Genomic DNA, 2,052 nt, shown 5'->3' with positions numbered 1-2,052 from the left:
CACCAACATTAAAAACAATTAAATCAATAATTATTTTTGTAAATTATGAATTACATACTCTAAAATTTAATCTCTAATAAAAACTTGTCATAAGCCGAAATGCTCTTCCAGTCTTGATTTGTAACACATGGCATTACTGTGTTGCATATAGACTTCCTATTTAGCCGTTGGGAAGAAGGAGTTTATATAAAATCAGGAACAAGAAATGAACCAACAACGTCAACTAAGCTGGAAAATAGCAGCTATTCTAGGTACATCTTTTGGCTTTAATGCACACGCTGCTGAAATGGTCACCATCGAGAACGATAGCCTACTCCAACAAAGCCTCATTGCTCAATCAAAGAGCATTGCACCGCTAGAGCTAGGTTTTTCTGAAGTTAAACGGGTGGTACTGCCCAATGGAAAAACCAAAGTACGCTACCAACAAACCCACTTTGGTCTACCCGTCTTTAATACCTCCGTTGTCGCCACCCTATCCAAAAACCAACCCTCCCAAGTATTTGGTTCAATGGCGCAAGGGATCAGCGATGATCTATCACACATCGCGCCTAAATTGAATCAAGAGCAAGCCATCGAAGCTGCATTGTCCTCCCACCGCTCGTTTACCGTCGGCAAAAAGTCGATTGAAAACAAAAATGCGAAGTTAGTTGTCAGGCTCGATGAGAACCAAACCGCGCAGGTAGTGTATTTGGTCGATTTTTTTGTCGCGTCCAATTACCCAGAACGTCCTTTCTTCTTTATTGATGCCATGACGGGGGAAGTACTTCAAAAATGGAACGGATTAAATCACGCCAAAGCCTTGGGAACTGGACCTGGTGGTAATACCAAAACCAATCGATATGAATATGGTACTGACTTTCCAGGATTCTCGATTGATAAAACCGGGACCACATGTACGTTAGAGAACGACGCAGTGAAAACGGTCGACTTGAATAACAGAACTTCTGGTAGTTCAGCCTACAGTTACAACTGTAGCGATGACAGCAACTACACAGATCGTAAATACGTGAATGGCGCCTACTCTCCCCTTAACGATGCGCATTATTTCGGCAACGTCGTCTTTGATATGTACAAAGAGTGGATGAACACATCGCCTTTATCGTTCCAACTCACTATGCGTGTTCACTACAGTACCGATTATGAGAATGCCTTCTGGAATGGTTCATCCATGACTTTTGGTGACGGTAAAAATACCTTCTACCCATTAGTCGATATCAACGTCAGTGCACATGAGGTGAGCCACGGTTTCACCGAACAAAACTCCGGGTTAGTCTACAGAAACATGTCAGGCGGCATAAATGAGGCCTTCTCCGACATCGCAGGCGAAGCGGCTGAATACTATCTGCGTGGAAATGTGGATTGGATTGTCGGTAGCGATATCTTCAAATCGGAAGGTGGCTTGCGTTACTTTGATCAACCATCAAAAGATGGTCGTTCAATCGATCACGCCTCTGATTACTACGATGGTTTGAATGTTCACTTGTCTAGCGGTGTTTATAACAGAGCGTTTTATCTTTTAGCCAACAAATCAGGCTGGGATGTACGCAAAGGTTTTGAAATCTTTACCGTCGCCAACCAACTGTATTGGACAGCCAACAGTACCTTTGATGCTGGTGCATGTGGTGTAGCCAAAGCGGCTGCAGATATGGGTTATACGGTTGCCGACGTGGAAGATGCGTTTAATAGTGTTGGCGTCAACGCAAGCTGCGGCCCTACGGTTCCAGGTGACGATGTACTCACCAAAGGGACACCTATCTCGAACCTGAGTGGTAACAAATACTCTGAAAGCTTCTACACATTCTCCGTAGATTCTGCATCCAACGTTACGGTCGCAATATCTGGTGGAGCTGGCGATGCAGACCTATATGTTAAAGCAGGCAGTAAACCAAGCACCTCAAGCTATGATTGTCGCCCTTATCGTACCGGTAATAATGAGCAATGCAGTGTCAGCGCTCAGCCGGGCGTCACCTATCACGTGTTACTTCGCGGTTACACAAATTACTCTGGAGTGACCTTGCGCCTAGATTAAGCCTACTGAAGTGGTCAAGTAAA

General features: G+C 44.4%; 1 protein-coding gene. It reads left to right on the top strand.

Annotated features, from left to right (window positions below; all coding sequences use genetic code 11):
- Nucleotides 1-205 precede the first annotated feature (205 nt).
- A complete protein-coding gene (locus BCT81_RS26465; protein ID WP_102426387.1) occupies nt 206-2,029 on the top strand; it encodes a M4 family metallopeptidase in 1,824 nt (607 codons plus the stop codon).
- Nucleotides 2,030-2,052: the final 23 nt, after the last annotated feature.

This window comes from Vibrio sp. 10N.261.52.A1, assembly GCF_002876325.1.
GTDB classification, from domain to species: Bacteria; Pseudomonadota; Gammaproteobacteria; order Enterobacterales; family Vibrionaceae; genus Vibrio; species Vibrio chagasii.
Note: the sequence above shows the minus strand (reverse complement) of the source record. Positions and strands in the feature narration are given on the sequence as shown.